At 63.1% G+C, this 26,007-nt stretch carries 14 protein-coding genes; 10 read left to right on the top strand and 4 right to left on the bottom strand.

Translation table 11 applies throughout. The features are described from left to right. Nucleotides 1–459: 459 nt before the first annotated feature. Entirely contained in the window at nt 460–1,248 is a 789-nt protein-coding gene (locus tag QJS31_RS06180; protein ID WP_306356153.1) for an ESX secretion-associated protein EspG, read from the bottom strand. Beyond that, the gene (locus tag QJS31_RS06175) at nt 1,245–3,137 is read right to left on the bottom strand and encodes a PPE domain-containing protein (protein ID WP_306356152.1); all 1,893 of its coding nucleotides are present in this window, start codon (nt 3,135–3,137) and stop codon (nt 1,245–1,247) included. Before QJS31_RS06175 ends, QJS31_RS06180 begins: the two co-directional genes overlap by 4 nt. 249 nt (nt 3,138–3,386) lie before the next feature. Here QJS31_RS06175 and QJS31_RS06170 point away from each other — a divergent pair, with 249 nt between their 5' ends. The 7 genes from QJS31_RS06170 (at nt 3,387) to QJS31_RS06140 (ending at nt 17,602) form a co-directional block, all read left to right on the top strand. After that, a complete protein-coding gene (locus tag QJS31_RS06170) occupies nt 3,387–3,701 on the top strand; it encodes a hypothetical protein (RefSeq protein WP_306356151.1) in 315 nt (104 codons plus the stop codon). A 15-nt stretch (nt 3,702–3,716) separates the two neighbouring features. Beyond that, a complete protein-coding gene (locus QJS31_RS06165; protein ID WP_306356150.1) occupies nt 3,717–4,238 on the top strand; it encodes a YbaB/EbfC family nucleoid-associated protein in 522 nt (173 codons plus the stop codon). A gap of 304 nt (nt 4,239–4,542) precedes the next feature. Continuing rightward, nucleotides 4,543–15,063, top strand: a complete 10,521-nt coding sequence (locus QJS31_RS06160) for a toxin glutamine deamidase domain-containing protein (protein ID WP_306356149.1) — start codon at nt 4,543–4,545, stop codon at nt 15,061–15,063. Nucleotides 15,064–15,207: 144 nt separating this feature from the next. Then, on the top strand, nt 15,208–15,699 hold the full coding sequence (locus QJS31_RS06155; RefSeq protein ID WP_306356148.1) for a DUF6301 family protein: 492 nt from the start codon (nt 15,208–15,210) through the stop codon (nt 15,697–15,699). Continuing rightward, nucleotides 15,696–16,139 (top strand): hypothetical protein, encoded by a 444-nt coding sequence (locus tag QJS31_RS06150; RefSeq protein ID WP_306356147.1) that lies wholly within the window; start codon nt 15,696–15,698, stop codon nt 16,137–16,139. Before QJS31_RS06155 ends, QJS31_RS06150 begins: the two co-directional genes overlap by 4 nt. Next, nucleotides 16,136–16,996, top strand: coding sequence for a hypothetical protein (locus tag QJS31_RS06145; RefSeq protein WP_306356146.1), 861 nt, complete (start codon nt 16,136–16,138; stop codon nt 16,994–16,996). Before QJS31_RS06150 ends, QJS31_RS06145 begins: the two co-directional genes overlap by 4 nt. A 225-nt stretch (nt 16,997–17,221) precedes the next feature. After that, the gene (locus QJS31_RS06140) at nt 17,222–17,602 is read left to right on the top strand and encodes a hypothetical protein (protein ID WP_306356145.1); all 381 of its coding nucleotides are present in this window, start codon (nt 17,222–17,224) and stop codon (nt 17,600–17,602) included. A 10-nt stretch (nt 17,603–17,612) separates the two neighbouring features. On the opposite strand, the gene QJS31_RS06135 is transcribed toward QJS31_RS06140, so the two are convergent. Beyond that, the gene (locus tag QJS31_RS06135; protein ID WP_306356144.1) at nt 17,613–19,319 is read right to left on the bottom strand and encodes a hypothetical protein; all 1,707 of its coding nucleotides are present in this window, start codon (nt 19,317–19,319) and stop codon (nt 17,613–17,615) included. 244 nt (nt 19,320–19,563) lie between these two features. After that, nucleotides 19,564–21,267 carry a YncE family protein gene (locus QJS31_RS06130; RefSeq protein WP_306356143.1) on the bottom strand — a complete coding sequence of 568 codons (1,704 nt, stop codon included), beginning with the start codon at nt 21,265–21,267 and terminating at the stop codon, nt 19,564–19,566. 273 nt (nt 21,268–21,540) lie between these two features. Between QJS31_RS06130 and QJS31_RS06125 the strand changes: the two genes are divergently transcribed. Genes QJS31_RS06125 through QJS31_RS06115 form a run of 3 tightly spaced genes read left to right on the top strand, consistent with a single transcriptional unit; the run spans nt 21,541 to nt 26,002 of the window. Further along, nucleotides 21,541–23,946, top strand: coding sequence for an AAA family ATPase (locus QJS31_RS06125; RefSeq protein WP_306356142.1), 2,406 nt, complete (start codon nt 21,541–21,543; stop codon nt 23,944–23,946). After that, on the top strand, nt 23,943–25,073 hold the full coding sequence (locus tag QJS31_RS06120; RefSeq protein WP_306356141.1) for an aminotransferase class V-fold PLP-dependent enzyme: 1,131 nt from the start codon (nt 23,943–23,945) through the stop codon (nt 25,071–25,073). Before QJS31_RS06125 ends, QJS31_RS06120 begins: the two co-directional genes overlap by 4 nt. Beyond that, nucleotides 25,070–26,002, top strand: a complete 933-nt coding sequence (locus QJS31_RS06115) for an aminoglycoside phosphotransferase family protein (protein WP_306356140.1) — start codon at nt 25,070–25,072, stop codon at nt 26,000–26,002. Before QJS31_RS06120 ends, QJS31_RS06115 begins: the two co-directional genes overlap by 4 nt. The last annotated feature ends 5 nt before the right edge of the window (nt 26,003–26,007 follow it).

The raw sequence follows: 26,007 nt of genomic DNA, 5'->3' as shown, positions 1-26,007 counted from the left end.
CCGTGTCGGCTCGCGACATCGACGGCGTCGAGGCACCGGCAATGTAGCCTCGCACGTGATCCGCCAGCGGTCACAACGCTCCACAGTCCACCGAGAATCTCACATCCTCGCTGGTAGCGAGGTCACCGGGCATGTTGAACGCGGCATCGAAACTCCATTGTCGATGTCGGCCTTGGCGACGACGGCGACGGCGCAAAAGAGACCTTCGACGCCGCCAAAGCCGCGACGGCCGCGCAGCTGATCGATTCTCTACCCGTCGACCGGAAGCTCAATCCCTACGACAACCCACCCGTCACCGACAACCCCTACCCCGGCCCGACGATCAAGGTCCGATGAACAAAATACTCGCCCTCACCGCACTCGAAGCAGCCACATCACTACTCGTGGTGGCTTGCGACGGATCACCGGAAACCGCAGCCTTATCATCCGTGGGACGCGAGCTATTTCGGGGCTCCCGGTTCAGATTTGTCGTTCGTCCTTGATGGCACGAATCACCGCGGCGACCCGTGCGTTGATGAGGGCAGTGAACCGCTTCGCGTCGGCGGCGGTGGCGACCTGCGATCCGTCTCCGCCGATGACGTATCGCCCATCATCTATGAGGTCACGCCATTCGAGCCGGTGCGCGGTGACGCCTTGCGGACCGAAGATCGAGTGTCCCTGGACGATATCGATCGTGCCCAGGCAGACAGTCGGCGCACTGAGGAACTTCTTGGAACGGAACCCTGTTCGGTGCTCCAGAGCAGTGCTAACGGTCGACTGATGGTGGTCGTAGTCGAAGCCCTCACCGTCAGCTGTATCAACCAGTGGAATATCCGGCTGCTGGCCCGCTTCGAATTCGGGGAGTCCAGCGACGACCTCTTCGGCGAGTCGTATCGGATCGCATTCGGTGACCGTGCACTCGCTGCCGCGCGTGCTCTGGCCACCGGACCGCTGCTTGACAATGAAGCCCCGGCCCGCCTTGCGGAGGGCCATCACGCGAATCCGACTGTCGATTTCGTCGTCATCGCGGAAATCGAATCCATCGACGCAGATTCGAAGGTCGGGCTGCTGGAAAACCTGTGCAAGCTCGTCGAGTGACCGATCCCATCGTGCATGGACCTTGTCTGCCACTTCACGCTTCTCACGAAGAAAGTCATAGTACATGGGAGTGGTGCTGATGAACAGGAACGGCGCGGGAAGCCGCTCACCGGTGAACAGCTCCCAGAGCACAAGGAACTCCAAATCACTGAAGCGCCACGTCGTGCTCATTTGCCTCGCTCCACAACAGCATTCGCAGACACCGGTTCGGCGTCGAATACGTCTTCGAGATGCCCACCCGACCTGAGGTAGGCGGGTCGCTTGTGCTCCTTGTCCGAGCCCTGCTGTCCGGCACCGGCCGCGCCCGGCGAGCCCATCATCGGCATGCCGGAGGTGCCGCTGGTGGTGGCGGAGGCGGAGGCCAGCCCGGCACGAGCGACGGTTGAGGTTTGAGCCGTGGTTGTGTCGGAGATCGAGGCACGCGGGAACAGCCGCGACTGGGTCGTGCGCGACGGGTCGATGGGAGTCGACGTCGTGGTGGGGCTGCCTCCCCCGGTCACGGTGGGCTGGGTGCCGGTCGGGCTGGGCGTCGTAGTGGGGATCGTCGGTGTCGGGATGGTCGGCTGCTGCGCCGCGAGTTGAGCTGCCTGCTGGGCGATTTGCTGCGCTGTCTGCAGTCCTTGCTGGACTGCTTGTGTACCTTGTTCCACCGCGGACTGGGCCAACTGCGCGCCTTGCTGGAGGAGAGTTTGCAGCACCTGACCGGTCGTATCGGTCGTTGTGGACGGGTTGGTCGGCGTGGTCGGATCAGTCGGAGTGGGAGAGTCGGGATTCGGAGTGGTAGGTGCCTGGTCCTGCGGAAGGTCAATGATCTCCGAGGGGATATTCGGGGTCGTTCCCGGCGATCCGGTCGTGACCGTGGGTGCCCCGTTGTTGATCGTGGGGTTCCCGTTGGTGTTTGGGTCATCGGTGATGATCGGCGGGGTAATTGTGCCTAGTTGAACTGTGGGCCGGGGTAGGGAAAGTGAACCGAGTGACTCGTTGTATTCCGCAATCCCCGCAACGTAGTAGGCCTCGCATGCGAATTGGATCTCCTTGAGAAACGGCTCCACAGCACCGTCCGGAGTGGGAGACCTGCGACTTTGGCCCTTGTAGTTCACCTGATAGCTGGAGGTGTCATATCTCCCCGCCGTCACTTGAGTGATCTCGGGCTGGGGGATGTCGGGCATCTCCCTGTTGGTGGCGCGCAGCCAGCCGGCCGCAGCGAGCAGTCTTGTCTGGACTTCGCTCATGACCGGGGTCAACTTCTCGATATCGCTGAGGTACGAAGACACGGTCCCGGCCGCCATACTCGCGGAGTTCCCACTCCAGTAGTTCTGTACTTTGCCGATTTCGGTCTTGAATGTGTTGGCGGCTGTTTCGAGGGTCGCGCGCATGCCCTCCCAGTGGCTGGCGGCGCTGACCGCCGTGGTGCTGAAGATGTTCTGACCGAGGTTGTAGAAGTCGTTCCACTTGTAGCTGAAGGGATTCTCGGGCCACACCGCCCTGCCATCCGTGGGTACCTGATAGTCGTCGAAGGCACGCGACCGGACCCCGTTTCGGTTTCCGCGATTAGGCTTCTCGCTGTATTCCTTCACCGGATCGGGTGTCGGAACCTTGTCGTTGAGTGCTTGCGTGATCTTGGGAACGATGGCGGGCCCGGAAGCCTTGTCGGGCATCTTGATCCCATCGAATCCGGAGATGGCTTGTCGGAAGGCCGCTTCGGATTCCTGTTCGGCGCGGGCGAATTCGATGGCTGCCGTTCTGTACAGCTCAGATAGTTCTGTGACGATACTGATATGGGAGGCGACAACGCCGCTCAGATCCCGGCCCAGCTGCCGGAAGCCCTCGGACCACTTACGTCCGGAGCCGAACGTGTCGTAAGGTCCGGCGAAATCCCGCAAGTTGGTAGCACTATCGAGAGAACCGGCGTCGAGGGATTCCTGCACCGTCCGTAGCTGCCCGACCAGGTCGCCGCACGCCTGCACTGCGATCGCTGCCGCGCGCGGTTCGAATCGCAGTGGCTCGTCAGGAGCGCTGACCTGCCCACGCAGGTCTGCCAATGACATCGTGTTGGTCATAACACCCGCTCCCCGCACATGATTTCGGCGACCTCCCCACTCCAGGGCCTCAGCGGCCCTGAGTAACGATCGGTTTCATCTTGCCGCATGCCCACTGCAGCATGCCAATCGGCGCGCACCGCAGGGGTGCGATGGTGTTCGTGATCATGTTGTGTCTCCGTTTGAGCTGTGGCACAGTCTCTCCCACGACTGCGTACGCTAGATCCGCGTATACAAAGTGGGTGAGCATAGAAAGCTCGGGAGGGGCGCATGACGGGAGAGATCCGGGTAGATCCGCAGCAGGTGCGTGAGGCGGCGACGATCGCCGACAGTATCCGCGCCGAGCTGCACGCTATCGCCGAAGACGCCCGCACGGCGGTCTCTCCGGGATCGACGGCATGGGGTGATGACAAGTTCGGCGGACGATTCGCCAACGGGGACACCGGCTTCGAGAAGGGCAGCGACAGCATGGCTAGCGGGACGGATGCCCTGTCTACCTCGTTCGGCAATCTCATTACGGGACTGACCGAGGCTGCGCAGCGTCTGGAAGCAATGGAGCAAGCCAACATCAGCAAGTTCGCGTAGCAGAGGTTTCACCGAGTGTTCCCTGAACGCAGTCAGATCGACGCCGCAGCGGTGTTGGAGGGCTTCTCCGATCACGTCCGGGCGGTCACCGAAGCGAGCAAGAAGCGTGCGCAACTCACCGCGAGCGCGACCACAGCGGACGGGCGAATTACCGTGACCGTCAACGCTGATGGCATCGTCATCGCGACCCAGGTGACCCCCGATTTCGACAGGTTATCCGCTGATGAGATCGCCACCGCGTTCACCAGCGCCGTGCAACAAGCCGCGCAGAAGGTCGCTCACCAGGTCCAAGAGTTGATGGCGCCGCTGACCGAACAACGCCTCCAGCTGCCGAAGATGGACGAACTCGCCGACAACCTGCCCGACCTGTTCGCACAGAAGCCATCCATGCCCGCCGCATCCCTGACGGCGCCCTACTCGCGCGAACGCAACGACGAGGCCGCCGCCCAAGCCGCGCCCGACTTCGCCGACGCTGAAGATTACGACGACTGGCAGGCCGAACACTCGTGGAGCCCTATCAACAAGAAGCGGCGGTGACGACTCACCTCACCTCGGCCTACAACGAACGCAGCGACAGGGGGTTCGGCGGGACAAGCTTTCGCCCGTCGCGCCAGTGTTGAGATCCGCGCACCTGTTGTGGCACAGTCATTCCCGCCAAGATCAGAATCGGTGTTGACCGATCGCCGTAGAGATGAACTTCGAGACGCCGGGGGATCTCATGAGAAGGCCGGACAGTGCAGAACTATTCGGATGCCGTGTTTCGCGACCTGTCTCCGCCGCCACGCGCCCACAGTGAACGTGCAAAGCATGAGATCACTCACGGGCAACTGAGGCGTATTCGGTGGCGCTGCAGTTCCCTTCCTGGCTGGAATGGCTCGAGTGGGTCGTCGGGTCGGATTGGCCGCATGGCAATGAAGACCTCATGTGGCAGATGGGCAGCGACCTCGAAGCCGTCGCCGATCGCACCGACAACCTACTCGGAGACCTCAACTCGCTCATCACCCGTATCGGGACCGCATACCCGGCCGGTGCCGGTGGCGAGGAGATTCTCAACTGGCTCACGCCCTTTCGTGACGGTGGTGAATCCGGTAACGGCTCACTGCCCGAACTCGCCGACCAGTACCGCGAACTGGCCAAGGCCGCCAAGGAAATGGGCAACGAGCTCCAGGCCGCCAAGCTCAACTTCTACTTCGCCGGTGCCTGGCTGATCGCCGAACTCGCTTGGGCTGCGGCCGGAGGGCCTTTCGCGCCCGCCTTGCAAGCCACTGCAATCGGCGCGGCCCGTCATCTCTTCAGCGTTATCGGTGGCAAGCTAGCCAATCGCATCATCGATATATTGAGCCGTCGTATCACGAACGCGGCTATGAAGGCGTGGGTTCCCAAGCTCGTCTACGAGATCGGGCAGGAAGCGCTCGTTGAGGTCTTCCAGGGCACTACCCAGGAAGCTCTGGTCCAGACCATCCAAAAGCAGGGTGGCAAGATCGACGAGTACAACCTCGGCAAGCTCACCGAAACCGCCGCCATCTCCGCCTTCGCCGGCGGTGTCGGAGGTGGTGCCGGATTCGGTCTGGGTACCCGGTTGCCCACCGACATGGGCGGCTGGAGAGGCGCGGGTAACGGTGCCCTCGTCGGTGCCGGTGCAGGCACGGCAGGCGCTCTCGGTGCATGGCTCGGCACCGGAGTTCTCACCGGCAGTTGGGAACTCGATCCACGATCTCTCACCGGAGGCGCGCTATCGGGTGCAGGTCCTAGCGCTCTCTATGGCTACGGCGCTAAGTCCGACTACTCCGGCACACCTGAGACGAACGTCAACGACGGCTCCACACCCGCGGCCCGCGACACTCCGGTGCCTGCGTCGAACATACCCGGTACCAACACCGATGACGCCAACAGCACACCAGCACCAGAGAATACCGGGCAACCCAGCACCGGCACCCCCGCACAAACGACCGGCAACACCACCGACTCCACCAACAGTGACAACCCGAGGGATTCGACACCGGCCGACACCCCCGCCACCGACCGCGCCCCGACATCCACCGACAACCCCCAAGGTCCAACCGCTGACGGGCAGCTCAGCAGTTCGGACACCCGGTCCGGGCCACAGGTCACCCCAGCCTCACCCGCGGACACCACCACACCCCCCTCCCCTGCCACCGACATCGCCTCCAGCTCTACCAATGACGCCCCGGCGGTCCCTGCGCAGCCCCTGGCCACCGACGCTGCCACCACAGAGAGCACCTCCGCGCGCGCATTGAGCGACGCGGGGTCGGATCCCGTTACTTCCCCGGCAGCCAACAACGAGGCGACACCACAACAAAGCACCAATGTCAGCCCCAGCGAAGCCGCCACCTCGATCGCCGGCGCTACCACGAACTCTCCGACGGCCGTGTCAGGAACACCGTCCTCGACCCACACCGCCGTGACGTCACCTGGCAGTGTCACGGCCCCGACAGCGGTCCTCGCTCCAGCCTCACCACCGGTGACCGCCACACCGAACCACACCGCATCACCAGTCTCCCCGCGCCCGACGTCGCCGCGGTCCACCGACGCCCCGATGTCCATCCGGCCGCCGAGCGATCCCCGTGCCGGCACCCCTGTCGACGGAAGCACGCCAAAGCCATCTACGACGACCTCCAGCCTAACGAGCGAGAGCCCCCGGTCTTCGGTCACCGAGGACGCCCTCGCTCCACTCAACCAGCCTGTCCAGGCAGCACGCACGGGCATCGAACCACCCTCATCGAACCCGATCCCCGATACTTCGACGCCCCACGAACAGCCTGATCAAGGCTTGAACCTCGCGTCGGCACCGGAGCTGACCGCTGCCAGCGAGCCTGGCTCCGACACGCGGCCATTGTCCGCCCCTCTCGACGCCCCGGTTAGCGATGACGCCGATGTCGGCGGCCCGCTCCAAAGTGGCGGCGCGGTCCGCCCGCGTAACCTACTCGATCAGTCTGCTCAAGACGCCTGGGCGAATGCAGCCTACGAGGCCATCCGCCACAGCACAGGTGATGTCGCCGACATGGTGGAGAACCTGTCGACCGTCGAACGAACCAACGGCTCAACGGGTTTCAGCACAAGAGAGCTCGCAGAGGTCAAAGAGCATCTGTTCCACGCCGCACACAAGCTCAGCGTATTCGACGACAACGGGCGTGTCGTTGGATCCGAAACCCGCCGTTTCGATGCCGATCCCGATATCGCCGAAGCCTGGATGCGACTCTCGCGCGGCGAGCCGCTACCCGCCGACGTGACTCTGCTCGAACACGAGCTCGCCGAGGCGAGCTATCTCAGAAGCAACCCGGACGCCAGCTACCGAGACGCGCACGCATACGCTAACTCGAAGGCGAACTGGGAAAACAACATCCCCGATCGCACCGGAGAGAACTACGAAGGATGGGCAACAGGCGATGGCGCTCTACCTGGTGTACCGGAAAGCAACCGAAACACCGACGGAAGTGACCTACCGGTTCGGCAGCGACGAGACGAACCTGACCCGCGAACTGGTGATCACCAAGACCGGCCCGGACGTCAAAGCGGCGGACGGCTCGACCGACCCACTCCTGATCAAAGTGGCGGCCAAAATCCTCGACCGGATGAACAAGGACGGGACCTGGCCGGGCGGGGGCGGGATACAAGCCTAGACGGCAATGTCCGGCTCACCGATCTTGCGAGGTCCCCGGATGTCCCGAGCCCTGCCAATGACTCGGTAGTACCCGCCCAGGCGTACGGATCGCAGGGTCCGCCGACACCGGCATGGCTTGACGATGGACCGTCGTCACCCACCCCGAAGCCCGGCCTGATCCGCCGGATCATGGACGCTCTGCTCGGCACATCCAGCCTGGAGCCGGATGCACGGCCCGACAACGAGCCGCCTTCAGCACGCACAGCGACGGAGCAGTCATCGCTGCCGCACGAGCAGCAAGCACCGCGATCAACGCCGCACCCACAGAACCTGACTAATGAAAGTGGAGTGCTCGAGAGCACTCCGGACCATGTCGGTCCCGCCACCAGGGTCGATCGCTCGTACCTTGACACGGTACTTCGGGACACGCTCGATACACCTGGTCAGCACTTCGACAGCCTCAACCCCGACCAATTCGTTCCGGGTTGCCCCGATACGGACTTGCCCGCGCACCTCACCCGGGATATGCCCGAGGGCGCACTCGACCATTCCACCGTGCCGGTGGATCCGAAGGAGATCAACCTCAGCTACCCGGATGACCCGTACAACGTTGTGTGGCGTGATCGTTCGGAGGCAAGCGCGTTCCTGCAACCGAGCAACGCGTTGTACCGCATGGACTCCCGCGGACCGGAAATATTCGAAACCGGATTCGCACCTCGAAACCCGAGCCACTTCAACATTGCGGCTCACACCGGGCAGACCACCGACTCCGGATTCGTGTCGGTCTCGAAGAGCCCGGAGCACGCGACCGTACGCGAACTCAGCCACCTACGCACCGAGCTGCAGACGAACAGCTTGCGCAGACTGCCGGATGGCAACTTCGTACAGACCCGCTACGTCCACGAGATCTATACCCCCCACGGCATCGACGTCGATGCCACGATCAACGATGCCCGCGCCCACGACCCGAGACTGTGGGCGCATGGGCACACCGAGGCAGAGGTTCTCCTCCCAGGTGGAGTCCGCAACGATCAGATCTACCGGATCTGGCCCCGCGAGTTGCTCGTCTCACCCACTGGCGAGATCCTGGCCACCCGTATCGGCGAACCCATCGTCAATCCCCGGTTCGCCTATGCCGACAACCCGAACTTCCAGTACACCCACCACCCCGAACAATCCACGCGTACACCCGAGAGCACGCACACCACATCTCATCCCGCAGGCCGCACGCCACGCACGTACGAATCCGCATCACCTCCACATCGCGGAATCGACCCGACACACCAGCGCCCGGTGGAGCCCGCTACCCCCGCACGCCCCACCGACTACGCTCCGACAACGGACCACCGGCCTCAGGATCAGCCGGCGCGCCAGATGGTTACCGAGCAGAGTTCCATCCCACACGCTCGAACTACTGAACCAATTGCTCCCCAGCATCTTTCGGAGCCAGCCAGGGTCACCTCGGACGCCGTTCCCACCCAGACCATCCCACCCCAGGAAGGTCAGCTACACCCCGCTCAACAGCCTGCCCCGCACACCCCGACACATCCGGACACATCACCGGCCACCCCGAATACACCTGCGCACCCCACACCGCATCCCGATCAGCCGACCCCGACGCAACAACCTCCAGCCAGTCCTCAGACCACCCACCATCCGCCGCACCAGGCTCCTGGAAAGCCACCGAAGCCGAACGGGTGGCCGGACAAGAACATTCACAATGTCGACACCAGCCGCAGGAACCTCAAGAAGTGGGTTCGCTTCATCAACGGTCCAGGGTTCATGTTCGCGGGCCGCAACATCAACTGTGTCCTGTGCTCGGACGCTTTCCTGCGCACCTGGTTCGGCCGCCCCCATGAAGCACCGGCGCTGAACGACCCCTCTCGGCCACAAGGACTCGGCCCCGACGCCGTCGACAACCTCACCGGAGGCACTCGAGAGCCCACCACGTTCCGCAGCATCAAAGACCAACTGCTACGTCTCGGCCCCGGTGCCGCTGCCATGGTCCTTACCGACTGGGTCGACGCCAACGGCCGCCGAATCGGCGGACACGCCTTCGCCGCCGTCAACCACAACGGCAAGGTCCTCTTCGTCGACGCCCAAACCGGCAAGGTCCACGGCTGGCCCCCTCGGTATCGACCAGACGGCGTCGGCGCCACTCAAGCTGTATTCCTCAACGCCGACGGCCAACCAGCGCGGCCGCTGCCTACATCTGCACCGCAACAACATCCGCATCAAGCCACTGCTCGGATAACACCAGAACAGCACAGTCCGAGGACCCCAGATCAGCCCGACACGCCCCTGAGCTTGCGCACTCGGTTCAACCAGCTCCGAACCCTCATAACCGACCTTGCGCACGCCTTGAACACACCCGCGCGCACCCACGAGATCCCCCACCTCCAACACCAACTCGCCACTCACCTCGACAACCTCGGCCTCATGGACCCCGCTTCCGCCCAAACCCCCTGGCGGCTGCTCTCTCAACACGATCCCGCTCTCGTCGAATACCTTGCCAACAACCACCACAATCTCCTTCCTAAAACGAATACCGACGCCAACCCAGGCCCCACGACATATGGCACTCCGGAGCCGGAAACCAGCGAATCGCGGCAACCCGAGTCCGAACCGTCGGCGTCGCATACTCGGCACAACGCCGACGACGACAGCACAACGAGACCGGCATCTCAGAGCAACGAATCCCTTGGATCTCGTCCGCCGAACCATGACACCGAGATCCCACCTTCAGCCGTCCAACCCAGGAACGCTGACACCAATATCCATGACGTCATCGGCACGGACCGCGATCCCAGTGCTGACCAGCCACCTACAGATCCGCTCGAGGGACTGACCTTCCCGCACCCTTGGACGGTCCAACAGGACCTGACCCCGTTGACGCCCGCAGAGTTCGCCGAGCTGCGAAACTACGCGGTCGGGGGCTATAGAGCAGTCAACGATGCATTACGTGGCAAGGGTCCCATGACCGAGGACATTGCCAAACGAATCGAACTGTTGCGATCGGCGCTGATCAAAGTTCCCCTGAACACGACATACCGTGTCAGCCGGTCGACCGAAGCGACGGACCTCGGCTTCACCAGCTCCGTCGAGATCGACCAGAGCCTGATCGGTGAATGGCTGACTGAGCCGGCATTCATGTCGACCGCCGGCTTCAAGGATCCGCCGTACCTGTTCAAACGCCAGGACCCTGTCATCCTGGACATCCTCGTACCGGAAGGCACACCCGGGATCGCGTTCGACGAGGCAATCACCGAGGCCGACATGGTGATGAAGGAACGCGAACTGCTACTCGCGGATGGGCTCGAGCTGCAGGTCTTCAACGTTCATTACGATACTGAGCAGGGTGTGTGGCGGATTCAGGCCGCTGTCGCAGCCCCCACCATCGAAGAAGGAGCAGCGAATGGGCGCCCTGGACGACGATCGACTCCACATGCGCCGGATCAAGGTCTCACCCGAGCGGATGACACAACAACGCCACGAGACGGAGAAGCTACTCGGCCGGAAGCTGGCGCCGTTCCCAGCGGAGATCGAAGCGTACAAGGCGGAGGGGAAGGAACCCCCAGCCGAGTAACCGACACAACACCTGCCGCCGAAGCGAATCAGCCGTTCGCCGACAACGAGATTCAGCACCGAGACGCTCCCGCCCCGGATCCGCACGCCACATCCCAGGTCCTACACGGCATCGATCGCACAGCCCTCGGCACCAGCCCCGATATCGAACGGGTCTACCACAATCTCCGCAACGAAGGCGCGCACGACGTCATCGTCCATACCGACCGCAACGGCAACCCCATAGATGCTGACGGTACCCCCCTCACCGTCGAACAAGTCGTCGACGCCATCCGTAGCAACCCGAATTACGCACCAGGCACCCCGATCCGCCTCATCTCGTGCCACTCCGGCAGCGACGTCGGCTGGGCGCAGCAGATCGCCAACGAACTCAACACCACAGTCCTCGCGCCCACCGATATCGTCGGCGTCCGCAATGCGCCCAACTCCCCCGCCACAGTCCAGAACAGCACCCCGTGGCGCACCTTCCAACCCACCCGCCACGACGGCACCAAACCCGAACCCGTCGACTGGATGCCCACCGCCCAGCCCGACGGCTTCCTCCCCATCGACGCCGAAAATCGAAATGACTGGGATACTCTCGGCAGGCGAGGTCCGGATGGAAAGCCCTACCGCCCCGACTGGACCCCGGACCCCGCACAAGGACCTAGCCGCTACGAGGACTTGAACGCGGCGCTGCGTGACGCCGAGACAGCGGCTCGAGACCACATCGACGAGTCGGCTCCTGGGACCTACCAACCACCCCAGCACGAAGCCACCCCGCAAGCTAGTCATTTCGAGGACCTCGCTGCTGCTCAACGCGACGCCGCGACGGCCGACCGAACTCACATCGAACCTGCCGACCCTGCGTCACCTCGACCCGAAAACCCGACACCGGCCCAGATAGCCGACGAAAAACAGCGGAACGCGACACCTGCCAACCGCCATGAAGACCTCCGCGCCGCACAACGAGATGCTGCAGCAACTCACCGAACTCACATCGAACCTGCCGACCCTGCGCCACCTCGACCCGAAAACCCGACACCGGCCCAGACCGCGGACGAAAAACAGCGCGACGCGACACCTGCCAACCGCCATGAAGACCTCCGCGCCGCACAACGAGATGCCGCAGCGCTTCAGAGGGGCCACATCGTCGAGCCCGCAGCGGACCGGAAGCCCGAAGATGTCTATCGAACCCCCCAAGAGCCGCTGGTACCAGAGAAGGACAATGACCCGCCACCGCCAGGCTTGGTACGAGGCGATGATGGGTATCTACACCTCGATGTCAGTCTCCGTCCTGACCTCAGGCCAGACCCGCCCGGGACATGGCGTGAACGTGAGCCGGACGAAAGAAAAGAGATTGGCCACCCAAACCGACACGCCCTGCATGCTGAAGGAGATCGTGTTGAAACCTGGCGTCAATGGATGGGCGGAAACCGATATCAGTACTGCGACAGCACTGGCCTCATACCCGATTACAAAACCCAAAAGGATGTGGATGTCGCAGCCCAGCTTGAGCGCAGCGATCCGTATAAGGTTATCGATCCCGAGGCGCTTGCGCTGCTGACTGAAAAGTCCGACCAACGCATAAACAAGGGCACAGAGCGCGATGCCATTCGGGATAATATACACAAGATTATGAATATGGATGGATTATCCATCGACTCGATTCATGATCTCAGCGCAGACCGTCTGGGAAAAACTATAAAAGACCAACGTCAGGCAATAGACTCGCTATTGACTGACGGCAAGATCAGCGAGGAGTACAACGAGAAGCTTCACCAGCATCTCGATAAACTGACTCTCGAAGCGGCCAAGTATAACGATCTGGGAACCGAACTGGTCACACTCTCCAAGGAAATGGCCGAAATCGGCGGCCGCGCCTATGGTGTAGACCCGAACGTGTGGCCGGGTGCAGTTGTGTTGACTCCCTATGAGGGCACGATTAATGGCACGGTTAACTTCGACGGACCAGAGACGTTTGACATTATCGTCGCCATCCCAGCCTCACGGGAGACCAACTGGCAGACAGTCATCGAGTTCATCGAGTGTAAAGGCGTCGGGTCCGATACCGGTAGCGCCATGACCGACGAAAACGGCCGTGTGGAACAGATGACACCGGAGTACAAGGTGCGTACAGCGGCACTGGATCAGAATCTCGCCCGGATCCTGGCTGAGCTACCGGAGCAGATGGCCGCGCGAGGTATCGATCCAAGCAGCCCTGAGGGGCAGGCTCTCATAAAAGTTCGCGAAGAGGTAATCCAAGCTCACCTCAACGGCAGGCTTCGCGATGAGTACGTTCTTGTGCACGCGTCGAAGAAGGGCGAGATCACGGTCAAACGGTACGTCCAAGAGCGGGACGGACTACGGGTACCGATCCTAGACTTGGCCGGTTTCGTCCGAGGTGCCGCTCGCGTGCCGGACATTGCCCGCGAACTTGAACATGCACTTGCGCGCGAGATCGAGAGCAAGGGAAGCCGACTGCGTGAGGGGTTGGATGAGCGTACTCGCGAAGTTCTCGACAAAGCACTGGAACTCTACCGTGCCAAAGGAGCACCGACAGCGGACCTGCGCGCCCTGTACACACGAGCCAACGAGGCCTTGGATGCCGTTAAGAATGCGCAGGAGCGCGGCCTTACTTTAGAAGAGCTCAGCCGAGAAATCAGCAATGCCACCAAAGCGCTGAACCAAGCGAGAAATCTGGAACTCGAACGCGGTTTGGAAATTCTACCCGGGGCGGGCATCGATATCGATCCCGCATTGGTCAAGGAAATGATCGCCCTGGAGTTCACAGGCACTCATCGTGCTGCAATCGCGTACCTCGACGCGGCGACTCTGCAACTGGTCAAGGACGCCGCTGACTATGGCCGTCAGGAGCGCATCCAGAACAGAGAGCTACGGGAGCGCTTTCTTGGATACGCTCTGGAACAGACCCGCGCGCTGGAAGCAGCGCGAGCCAAGGGACAAGACGTCGACCTCGGCGAGCTGAAGGATGCCTACCAACAGGTACGTGGTGTGATCGGATTCGAACGAACGCAGGAAGCGCGCGCAATTGCGGAATTGGGCCTGCAACCAGCGCACAGTCGAATGGCTTTGGAACTGCTGGAATCCGAGCGCGAACGCACACTCGTCCGAGCTGCGGATACGATCGGACGGGAGATCGTTCGACAGGCAGAGGCTAGAGTGCTCGAGGCCCGCGAACCGATTGCGAGAGGTCGCGAGAAGGCGATTGAAAAGGCGCTCGAGCGGGCGCACGAATTGAAGACCGCCCGCGAACAAGGCAAAGAGCTGGATATCGCTCGCCTTCAGACCTACCACGACGAAGTCGCCAAGATTCAAGAAAAGGATCGGGCAAGAGACGCCCACGCCGTAAAATCACTGGGCCTGGCGCAGGAACACGCGGACGCTGTCATCCTGAAGCTGGAGGCCGAACGGATGGAAACACTAGGCAAAACAAAGGACGCCTTCAGCACGGAAATCGCACGTCAGGCATCGGCCCGGGTATTGGAGGCGCGAGCACGCGAGGCTCAGGAGAGAACACTCTTCATCGAAAAGGCACTCGAGCAAGGTCGAGAGCTGGAGAAGATCGTTGGACAGGGGAAAAAGCCAGACCCACAGGCGGTACAGAGAAATTTCGACGAGATCACGAAGCGAATCACGAAGGAACGCGAGAAGGACAGTCGCGTTCTCGAACAGCTCGGTTTGGCACCCGAGCATCGTGAAATGGTGGCACGAATACTCGAGAACGAACGCACACAAACACTTGGCCGAGCACTAGAACCCTTTAGTCGAGAAGTCGACCGGCAGCAAGCTAACCGAGCAATCGACCCTCGTGCGATTGCCGCGCGCGCAGTCGAGGCCCGCGCTCTCGAAGCCCGAGGTATTGAGGCACGGGGTGTCGAATCCCCGAGACCTGATACCAGCGCTGCGGCCGAGACTCAGTCACAACCGCGAGGGAAGACTACTTATGAACGTCAAAGAGAGCTTGCCGCACATCTCGCGAGGCAGGGATTTTCGCCCGAATTGATAGCTGTGCGTTTGACGATGGAACTGGGGCAAGCCCAACTAGCCGCTGAAGCGGCTCGAAACCGATCTGCCGCCGAGGCTGCCGCCGTCGTCCGGGCACGCGAACGGGAGGGCCGGGACCGCGGCATCGCACGAGAGCTTGGCAACTGATGTGGCGTCGAAGCCCGTGTTGTCGGTGACTTCGCTGCTGTGGCACAGTCGATCCCACGGCAGAGTGTTTATGACCTGGTACAGACGGTACAGCGGGTATTGCTGCGGGCGCACCCGATTGTCGAAACCGATGAGGGAGTTGATATGACGGAGTGGCGGGCGCTGAGCGATACCGAGATCGTCGAACTGGCGATTCGGCTGCGATCGCTGGAGTGGTCACGGAAGCTGGAGGATGCACCGGAAGTCGTCACTGGCTTCGGCTGGAAGCTCAACAACACTCTCCCCGAGGGGGTCTTCTTCGACACCGGATTCGGCAGGTCGACCGGGCAGATGATCGGTCTGGACGGAAGCGTCCATCACATCAGCGCGCAGGTTACCGCCTACGCGGCGAAGGACCCGAAGCAGGGCGGACAAGTGATCGATGCGTTCGCCCGGATGACCGCCGCGCTAACCCGTGCGTTGGGTGCGCCCACCGCCCGTATACCGGGAGATAGCCCGGAAATCCGTTGGGCCGGAACTGAGACAACCCTGCTGCTGAAAGCCCTTCCGCCCGCTGTGAACCTTGAGCTCCTCACCAACGCCGCACTGGAGCAGCACGACGAAGCTGTCCGCATCGAGAAACAGGGGTTGTTGTGACCGGCTGGGCCGAGTTCACCGATCAGCTCGCCAGCCAATTGGCGCGGATGCCCGACGGTGTGATCATAACCCTCAGCGGAGCGGGCCGGTCGGTGCGCTACGTTCAGGCGCAAGTCCTGCAGCTCGAAGACCGCATCTGGGCCGAATTCCAGGGCGATGCGAAATTGGACGACGCGGCGGCCCTCAATCCGAGCCTAATGAGCGAGACTGGCTGGCAGCTCCCGGACAGAGATCACCACGGCAATTGGTGGGTCGAGGTGCCATGGCCGGCGAGCTCCTCGATCTATCGACAGCTGGCGTCCATGATCGTCACCGGGTTCCGCGACCACCACCATGTCCCCGATGCGACGGCCTTGACCTACTTCGCCTGGAACGACGAGACCGGTGAGCCATTCGTGGAGCTACCACTGCTCGGAATACCGTCGAGAGACCGCCTATGAAACGACGACTTAAGCTCACACTCACCGGCCACCTCGACCAAACCCAGCTCGATGAGCTGCGAAAAGCCTTGCTGCTATCCACAAACGGCACAGCCGCCGATCCCGTCGGCACCCAATTGGGAACGCGTACACACGGAGCACCGGAGCTTCCCGAGTACGGCCTCACGTTGTGGCGCAGCGGTGATGACGAGTGGTCCCTATCGGTGGACGCAATGGGTTCTCTGCCCATCACTCACTGGCAGGGCTTGGTCAATCTCGGTATCAGAGCTGCCGGACTCACCATTCGGGAAACACAGGAGTTCTCAGTCGTCACCGACACACCCGCCTCAGACAAGACGGTGAAGCCCGTCGAATCCGCCCTCCCGTCGACCACAAGACAACCCGAGCCAACTCCCGTTCCCCCACCAATCCCCAAAGGTCCGCGTAAACCCGATTGGACCGTGCTCAGCTGGCCCGAAATCACCGTGCTGGCGACACGTTTGATAGGTCTGGATCCGGCCTGGCGGCTCGATCCGGGCCTGGTCGCGAGAACCTTCGGATGGCCGATACGGCAGATCGTCCCGGACCTCTTCCAACTCGATACCGGCCCGGAGACCGCCAAGGGCTACATCTTCGGGGCAGAGGGAGAATCCGCAGGCGTGGAAGTCCCGGTCAGCATGCCGGTACCTGACGACGATGAACTGCGCCTCGGATATGTCTTCACACTGCTGACCCCCACCCTGACAGAAGCACTCGGCCGATCCGCGCTGCCACCGTCTGGGCGGCCTGATGAAGTAACGTGGGGCAATGATCTATACCGGCTCAACCTGGTACAGATGCCCACCGATATCCGATTGTTCCTAACCCATAGACACTAACTACCGCATGAGGTGGTCGACGGGTTCCGACAGTCTTGTCGACCAGTGCTGACCACTGGAGGGGCAACGCTGCGGAAAAATTGACCGTAACCTCGAGGGCGATCAGATTCCCGTCGGAAACGATCTATGCGCCTCGACTACCAGCGCGGACCGTTCACCGCCGGTTAGCCCGTATACTCCAATCAATGCTCTTCATCTAACCCTTATACCGAAGGGGCGCTCATTGTGAAACCAGTCGGCATCTATCGAGAAATGTACCGTAAGGTGCGATCCGACCTTCCGCCACTACGTGATTCTTACACCGACAACCCAATCGACGATCGCAGCCGCGTGGTCGGATACATGAATTCGTGCACGCCGGTATTCGACGTGCTGGCGGACGTCAACGATCTCATCGACGAACGAAAGACGATCCGCAGCGGAGCGTCATTATTCTCCGACGGCGAATGGATATGGCGGGCCGACTCGGTCCACTACCTGGCAAACTATCCTCTGAGGATTCCACCGGCGTTCTTGGAGCATGTTCGTTCCCGCAACTACCAGCCGCCTACCGACATCGATGTGTCAGACCCATCATTCGACGACGCCATTTCGATGTACTTCTGAACACCAGGAGTCAAGCTGGCGTCCCCGTACTCATGGGTGGGCCGAACAAAGCAGCCGGGTCGACGCCTTGCGCGATCGCTTCCGCTTGGGCGAGTTCACAAGTCCAGAACAGCAGATCGTTGCCGGGGAGGCGCGCGGACAATTGTGTGCCCGGGTTGAACCGGATCAGGGTGCCATCCCGGCTGCTGAGGTTCAGTGCTACCTGCCCACCGTCGATCTGTTTGCGTAGCCAGGGGTTCGCATCGGGCGGAAGAAACGTTGCCGAGGTGTACACGTTCAGGACGTGGTCATAGCCATCGGCCGGATAGGTCGGCCACTGTGTGCCTTCGGGGTCTGACGGGGGCAATACGATGGTCAGCGTGCAGTCGGTGAGGACCTTCACGAAGTCGCCGATGTCGCGGTAGCCCAGCAACAACCGGTACAGCGCCACGTCGATATCGGTAGTCAGAGCCAAGCCACCGAGGTACTCGCGGGTCGGGGTAAAGTCCGGATTGACCCACCGTTCGGAGAACCCGCCCGCGCCGTCGGCCTTGATGCCGCCCTGAATATTGTGTCGCTGCACCTGGGATCGATCGACATGCGGATCTGTGAAATACCGCCACTCGCCGGGATTCTGGCGTGACCACTCGATATCACCGGCATCCGGCTCCGGCAGCGGCGCGCGAGCCAGATAGTGGAAGATATGCAGACGGTCGAACCCGGACGGCACGCCAAGCCTGGTCGGCGGCATGGTCGCCCAGGTCAGACCTCGGGGAATCCCGGCGGGCACGATCGGTGCGTCCGGATGGCGATTCCGGTAGCTCACCGCGAACTGCTCCGCAGCCAGGTCCGGCCCCATCGACGACGAGGACTGCTCCACCACGCCGTCGTCGCCGACGTAGAACCACGCTGCCCCCATCCTGGTCTCCTCCGTCGGTGCGTACACCCACCAGCCGAACTCGAGACGTTGCGCGGCAAGGCCATTGGGGGCATAGGACGTTAGATCAATGCCGACATCGACCAAGTGCCGGGCGACGATGTCGAGGGCTTGCTGCTCGGTCAGGCCGTCCACCCCGTCGATCACCGGCGCAGTGCTGGTCTCGGCGGTCAGCCCGGCCCGGCTCAGGACCTCGTAGCCGCGATCCACATCGGATCCTGTCGCGCTACAGGATAGGACGAACGCTCGGAAGGATCCGCGGTCCACGGTCTGGGTTTCACACGCGCGCACCAGCCTGAAAGCGGCATCTCGCACCCACTGGGCGGGAACTTCGTCGTGGTCCTCGTCCTCCTCACCGTCATCCAGGTCCGCGTCCCAGTCGTCGTCCTCCTCGACACCAAAGTCGGGCGGTGCATGGAAAACCAGCAGTTCCTCGGCCACAGCCTTGGTGGACTCGAAACCGGGGAACATCGCGATCCATTCGCTTTCCAGCGCGGCACGAGTGCCGCCCCACTGCTGCCCGTCCCACCACAGCAGCGGCTTACCGTCCACGCCGATCTGCCGCTCGGCCAGCACCTGACTGACCCACTCCGGCGGCGCCGACGGAGCCACACCGGACTCCGCCACCCACACCCCACGACCGTCGGACAGCGCAAACAACGCCGACGAGATTCGGCCGGGCGCAGCGAACCAATACCCGTCCCTGGTGAAGCCAGCCGTACCGGCACCCTCCACGGCCGCACACACCGCCACCAATACCAACCAGCGCGCCCGCACGACCCGCAGCGACGGCAGACTCACTTCGACACCACATCCCCACGCTCAGAACGGCACATCATCCCTCCGGCAACCCGGTTCCTCCCGGCGCGCGGTCGACAATGCCACCAAGACCTCTCGCTGCGAAATCATAGTCCGCACGTAACAGGTTCATCGCTGTGGCTGCTTCCGGGCCGATCCGCGTCGTCCCCCACCATGCGACCAGCGACAGCTAACTAGTAGTGGGACAACAGCTTCCCTGCCACTGTGCGTGACCATCGCCGGAGGTTCAGTCACACCCCAACGCGGCGCATGGGTCGATGACAGTTACATAAGACCGCATCGGGCGGACGTACACCTGGTGGGACACCGTATCCGCCGCGACGCCTTCGGCCGCGCTGTCCATCTCGATGACGCCCTTGACCGTGCGAGTCGCGGTATCGATCACCGTGAGGCTGATGTCGTCGAGTGCGCCGGACTCCGGCGCGTAGACGTTGCCGACGGTGGGATCGATCGCCAGCCAGGCCACGCGATGTCCGACCTCGATCGTCCGGTCGTAATTGCCCGTGGTCAGATCGAGCACCACGATGCCGCTGCCGCCTGCCAGAAACGCGGTTTTCGTCTGCGGATCCACGACGATGTCGTACGCCATACCCGGGTAGTCGATCCGGCCGACCACCGATCGTGTGATCGGGTCGATTACCGTTACTCTGCCCAGCCCGTTCAGATACACACGGCCATCCTCTGGATTGACGGCCAAGTTCGCTCCGTGCCCCGGCGTGACGATGCGACCGGTGACTTCCATCGTGGTGGGATCGACGATCGAAGCCACCACGCTGGCACCTGTCGCCTGGTCGACCACCTCGCCATTGGGTTGGCCGGTGTACACCTCATGTGTTGTGGTGTTCACGGCGATGTCGGCGGCATTGACCGGCACCGTCGCGGTACCGACAACCGTATTGGTCGCCGTGTCGATCTTCATCAGTGTCTTGCCATCCTGGGAACCGTCGGCCAGCACCCACAGAACGCGATGTTCCGGATCGATCGCCAACCCACGCGTCGAGGCACCGACCGGCACCGTAGCGACGGTTTCCTGCGCCACGGTGTCGACAACCGACACTGTCTCGTCCTGGGAGTCGACCGTATACAGCCGATGGTTGACCGGATCAACGACCGTGTAGCCGACCCCCTGCGAGGCTCCCACCGCGATCGTCCCGTGGCCGGCGTTGAACGCCTCGGCTGAGCTGTCGCTCGACCGCACTACGGCGACACCGGTCGCCACCGCCCCAGCCAGTACCACCAGAGCAGCGACGACGAGCAACGCCAAACGGGATAAACGGCCCTCTGTCGGCGCAGTCGGCGGCGGCGAGGTTGAGAACCCCGGCGTGTGCTGGGTGGAGGCATGATGGACAGGAACGCTCAGGGCGGGAGACGGTTGTGACGCCGGAATGCGATAGTCGGACTCGCTCACCGATGTAGCTGCACCTGTGACCTCTTTCTCGAGGTTCGGGGCGGCGTCGGGCATCTCCGGCAGTAGCCGAAGCCTTTCGGGCGGATACCCCACCTCGCCCGCCGCGGCGACCAGCACCTGCGTCTGCGCCGCCGTCCACTGCTGCGGGTGAGTCAGCATCAACCCGGCCGGCAGTTGCCACCCACTTTCAGCCTGCGCGCGTGCCACCACAGCTCGTAAGACCGCCGCGACCACGACATGCACCGGCACCGCCGTCCCACCCAGCTCGACGACCGACAGTCCGGCATCGATCAACCGCCTCGGCTCGCCCGCATACCGTTCGGGCTCATCCCCGCCGCGCTTCCGCGCCAGCACACCAACTTCGAGCCCTTCCGTGGGCGACAGGAACACCCCGGACGGCATGGCAGCCGCACCGTCAGCCAACCGCAGCGGACGGGACTCACAATCCACACCGAGCAATTCCGCGGAGGTCTCCGTAACTCCGAAATCCACCCGCAGCCAGACCGATTGGTCATACCCCATCGAGGCCACTCCTCCCAGCTCATGACCAGCCGTGCCAGCATAGACGGGCGCCTACCGAATAGCGGACCGCCAGGTGACGTATGCCACGGACTTGTCTCCCTACGGATAATGAGGCGCTACTGCGAAGATTCGGCCTCGTCCGCCCCAATCGCGGCGATTCGCTCATTCCTCCGGAACAGCGCATCGCAGCTCGTCCTTCTCAACCGAATCCGACTGCGCTGACATAGAATTCACGTCCGAGTACGACATTCGTCGATCGGGAGGGGGCGCGCCGTGTCACGGATCGATGCGCCAGCGGCTTTGGTTGATCGCGTTGACGAGATGTCCCTGCTGCTGGGATGCGTCGATCGGGCAGTGCATACTCGTCAGGGCAGTGCGATCGTGCTACGGGGTGAGGCCGGTGTCGGCAAAAGCAGCCTGCTGACGGCATTCAGCGGCCGGGCGATGGAAGCTTTCGCCGAGGCAGGTTTGCTCTCGGGATACGGGCAGGCGATGTTGAATTCGCTGGCGTCGGATTCGTTTCAACCGGTACGGGAATGCCTACGGTCGTTGGCGACATCGGCACAACGGTCGGGGTCGCGGTCGGTCCTGGAACGGGTGGTGTCGTCGTTTCGCACCCACGCCCCCGACTGGGTGGAGTCGGTACCGGTGGTGGGCCAGTTGCTCGCCGCGGGGATGCGGACGGGTCAGTCCTTTGTCGAGTCCGGTCGCGACGCCGTGGAGATGGACAGTCGGTTGGATCAGCTGGTACGGCTGGTCGAGGATCTGGTCAGCGAGCAGCCGCTGCTGATGGTGCTCGACGATCTGCATTGGGCCGATACCGCTACCGTCGACCTGTTGACGACGCTCGCGCTCCGCGTCGAAGGCCCGCTGGTATTGGTATTGGCGTATCGCCCGGACCAGTTGCAGTCGTCCGAGCAGACGCATCCGTTGCAGCGGGCGGTGTTCCGGCTGTGCCGATACCGACCGGATACCACGCTGCTCGATCTGCCGCGATTGTCCGGTGGCGATACCGAAGTACTGGTACGGCAGGCCGCAGCGGGCAGGGCGATACCCGCACACGTTGTGTCCCGGATCGTGCGGCTCAGCGCGGGCAATCCGTTGTTCGCGGAGTCGCTGGTTCGGGTCGGTGACCACGGCGATGATTCGGCGCCGGTGCAGATCACCGCCGTGCTCGAGGAACGACTGTCGTACCTTTCCGGAGAGGATCAGCGGCTGCTGGAGACGGCGGCATTGGTCGGGTTCAGCTTCGAGGTCGACTATCTCGCGCAGCTCGCGCGCCAGGATGTCGATCACGTGTACGAGCGCCTGGACGTCCTCTACAGCCAGCACGGACTGGTGCGTCCGGCCGAGCCACGCGGCGACTACGACCGGTATGTCATCCACCATCCGTTGTTCGCGCAGATCTTGCGAGAGCGGGGCACCGCCAACCCGCCACGTTGGCGGCGACAGCACGTTCGGTTCCTCGAAATCCTCGAATCCGAACCGGACTGGGACGATGAGATGGCCGTGCGCGCCGCCGCGACGGCGGTCGCCGCACGAAATCAGGGACGGGCCGGTGAGCTGGCATTGGCGGCGGCGCGGCGGCAGTTCGCAATGGGGGCGGTATCCAAGGCGCGGGATCTGGCCCGTATCGCGGTGGAGCAGACTCCGTCGTTCCAGGCGCACGCTCTGCTGGCGGAGTGTCTGTCCGCCGAAGGTGACCACGTCGGAGGATCCGATGCGTGCACCGCTGCCCTGGCGTGCACTGCGACGGAGACGGTTGCCCCGGCACTGGAGGCTCACGTGCGACTGCTGTGGGCGCGGAACCTTCGCATGACCTGCCGCTGGACGGAGACCGTCCGCGTGCTCGACGATCTCACCGCCGCCCATCCCGATCCCGGGCCGCTGCTCGCGGAGACACTGATGTTGCAGGCCGAGGTCGCACTATGCGGACCGGTACAGAACACCGAAGCCTGTATCGCGTTGTGCGACAGAGTCGTAGCGATGACCGATGATCCAGAGGTGCGTTCACGCGCCCTCGGCCACCGCGGACTGGCGCACCTGGCCGCTTACCAGCCCCCTGACACCGAGCGGTGGCTGTCGCAGGCCGTCGAAGCCGCCCGATCCACCGGACACCCCTACGCCGAGTATGAGGCGCTGCACTGGTTGAGCAAGAAGACCATGGCGTGTGTGGAACTCGACCGATCTTGGCGGTTGCTCGAGGAGCTGGCTCGAATGTCGCAGAACTCAGGGGTCGCCAGCGAGAATCCGCCGCATCTGCGCGATTCCAGCCGTGTACTCGGTCTGCAACGCCGCTACCGCGAAGCCGCCGAGTCGTTTGCGCGATACATTGATGCCAGCCTCCCCACCGCGCTGGGTAGAGTCGCGGTCACTCTTGCCTGCCAGGTCCGTGAACTCGAGGACCTCTACGGCCGCGCGGCCGGCGAGCGCCTGCTCGCGGAGATGCGTGGGATGTGTCGGGAGGACCTGCTCGCCGCGGACCGGTGTACGCGCCTGGCCGACCACCTCAGCGCGTTCGTCAGCCGCCCACCCGACTGGAACGCCGTCGCGTTCTCCATCAGCGCCCTCGGAGTCACCGCCGAGGACGCGCAAGCGGCCGATGCGATCTTTCGTTTCGATGTGCCCAGCCTCGCGCACCTGCGCGGCATCGTACGCGGGTCCGGGGTCGGTGCGTGAAAGCCGCTCGCAGAGAAGAATTCCCGCTCGCACCCGATATCGTCCACCTTAACCATGCGTCCTACGGTCTCGTGTCCCGCAAGGTGCTCAACGCCGCCGAAAAGTTGCGCTACAACATCGAATCCGACCCCACTCAGCATCTCGGTACGGACCTCATGGACCGGCTACGAACCCGGACAACCCAAGCGGCTGAAACGCTCGAGCTCGCCGCCGACCAACTAACGTTGTGCAGCAATGCCACTTCAGCCGCTGCAGCGATAATCACGTCGCTTCCACTCACAGCCGCGGATACGGTGGTCGTTCTCGACACCGAGTACTCCGCGATTCACCGTGCCTGGGAAGTCGCCTGCTCGCGCTCCGGTGCCCGCTTTCTTCCGGTGCCGGTGCCCCTGCCGTTCGATGATCCCGATCTGCTGCGGGCACGGCTCGATGCCTGCGTCCCGGGCTCGGTGTCATATCTGCAAACCAGTCTCATCTCGTCTTCGGCGGCGATCCGACTGCCTGTCCGCGATCTGTCCGCCTGGGCACAGGAACGCAGCGGTCAACTGATCGTGGATGCCGCCCATGGCCCGGGGCATACCGATCTCACGGCCGACGGGTGGGGGGCCTCCGCAGTGTTCGGCACGTTGCACAAGTGGTTCCCGGCGGCGCGGTCGGTCGGATTCCTCTGGTTGGCACCGCAGCTCGTGGACGTCGTCCGACCCGCCGAAGTATCCCTGACCTGGGATTCGCCGGATCTGGTCGAACGCTTCTCCTGGCCTGGAACCTTCGATCCCGCCCCGCGGCTGTCTCTGGGTGCGGCCTTGCAGCAATGGCGGCGGTGGTACGCCGCAGGGTATCTGACCGAATGCGAAAAACTCGCCGACTACGCGAGCGAGGTCCTACCCAATAGAAGGGTTCGCCCGACCGCCGGGCGGGAATACCGCCCTCCGCGGATGCGGTCGTTCATCCTGGACAACGTGACCGTCACCGAGGTGAAGTCCGTTCTCACCCGGTCCGGGATCCGCGCATGGGTCGGTCCCGGACCGAACGGGGAATGCCTGCTGCGGATTGCGACCCACATCTACAACGACACGACCGACATTGACCTGCTCGCCGACACAATTCAGGAGGTACTCCCCCGATGACCGTGCCTCCCATCCCGGAACGGCTCGAACGGGCCATTCTCTTCCTGCGCGGCGAAGACGATGGTCGAGTGTGGCTTGATGCGCTTCCTTCCCGCATCTCCGACTACAGCCGCCGCTGGGCCCTGTCACTCGATGCCATCGCAGACAGCGGAGCGATGTCCTGCTGCGTCTACTGCACGACACCCGACGGCGAACCAGCAGTGTTGAAGATTCCTGTCGACCCCGAATCCGGTAGCACCGAAGTACAGCTCCTTCGCCGATGGTCCCCCAGCGGCGCTACACCGCGAATCCTGCACCACGACACCGACTCCGGCGTCTTTCTCATGACCCGAATCCTCCCCGGAACCATCGCGTGGCCTACAGACGGACTGGCCGACGCCGACCGCTTCGGCGAGCTGCTCACCCGGCTCAACCACCCGAGCTCGCCACACCCGCCCCCGATGAAAGACCTCGCCGATATCGCCAACATGCGAATGGATTGGGCACGAGACCGCTTCGCCGACCCCCGCTACGCCGCCGAAATGGATGACTTCGCGGCCCCCGAGCGGCTTGCCCAAGCTCAGCAAGTCCTCGACATCCTGTTGGAAACCACCTGTCGACACCATGTTCTGCACGCCGACCTCCAAGCGAAGAACATCCTCGAAGGCCGCGACCATTGGCACACCATTGACCCACTCGGTGCGGTCGGCGACATCAATGCCGAAGCAGCCCTTTGGATCGCCATCCAGGACGGCCCCGCCTCCACCGACGAACGGATCGAGCAGCTCGCTGAGCATCCCCTACTCGATCCGGTACGACTGCGCGCGTGGACATTCGTCTTCTCCATCGCCGAATATCGTCCGTACCTACCAGCGTCGGCCGAACGGATGTCCACCTTTGTCACGACAACCGACCTCGCCCGGACCATTAGCGGGCTCCAAGAGCGCTGAACGGA

This window comes from Nocardia sp. CC213A (assembly GCF_030766805.1).
GTDB lineage: Bacteria > Actinomycetota > Actinomycetes > Mycobacteriales > Mycobacteriaceae > Nocardia > Nocardia otitidiscaviarum.
The sequence above is the reverse complement of the archived record's forward strand: the minus strand, read 5'-3'. Positions and strand labels throughout refer to the sequence as shown.